The sequence below is a fragment of the Pseudoalteromonas shioyasakiensis genome, from assembly GCF_022398475.1.
GTDB lineage: Bacteria > Pseudomonadota > Gammaproteobacteria > Enterobacterales > Alteromonadaceae > Pseudoalteromonas.
The window spans coordinates 1-594 of the sequence record NZ_JAKEVM010000311.1; the positions used below are offsets into that span (position 1 = coordinate 1).

General features: G+C 45.1%; 3 tRNA genes. All 3 read right to left on the reverse strand.

Going from position 1 to position 594, the window contains the following annotated elements:
* Positions 1-172 precede the first annotated feature (172 nt).
* The 3 genes from L1D51_RS21650 to L1D51_RS21660 all read right to left on the reverse strand — a co-directional run bounded on the left by L1D51_RS21650 (position 173) and on the right by L1D51_RS21660 (position 592).
* Positions 173-247: transfer RNA gene (locus tag L1D51_RS21650), tRNA-Gln, on the reverse strand.
* Positions 248-285: 38 nt separating this feature from the next.
* Positions 286-370 (reverse strand) — tRNA-Leu (locus L1D51_RS21655).
* A gap of 147 nt (positions 371-517) precedes the next feature.
* Positions 518-592 (reverse strand) — tRNA-Gln (locus tag L1D51_RS21660).
* Positions 593-594: the final 2 nt, after the last annotated feature.

Genomic DNA, 594 nt, shown 5'->3' on the forward strand with positions numbered 1-594 from the left:
GTGTGATGCAAGTGTATAGTAATGGAACCTAAATCATGCAAGTGTATAGTAATGGAACCTAAATCCAGCGTCTAATCAAGACACCAGCCAATTCCGCCACTCCCGCATCATAAGGTTTGCTAATTTAAACTCTTAGCGTGAGTTTTCTTATTCACTCTCTTGGTAGAGAAAGTGGCTGGGATACCAGGATTTGAACCTGGGAATGGCAGGATCAAAACCTGCTGCCTTACCGCTTGGCGATATCCCAACGCTAAACTTGAAGAGTTTTAGTTCTACTTAAGAACATGGTGCGGAAGGAGAGACTTGAACTCTCACAACCGAAGTTACTGGAACCTAAATCCAGCGCGTCTACCAATTCCGCCACTCCCGCACATTGTGTGATGCAAGTGTATAGTAATGGAACCTAAATCCAGCGTCTAATCAAGACACCAGCCAATTCCGCCACTCCCGCATCATAAGGTTTGCTAATTTAAACTCTTAGCGTGAGTTTTCTTATTCACTCTCTTGGTAGAGAAAGTGGCTGGGATACCAGGATTTGAACCTGGGAATGGCAGGATCAAAACCTGCTGCCTTACCGCTTGGCGATATCCCAAC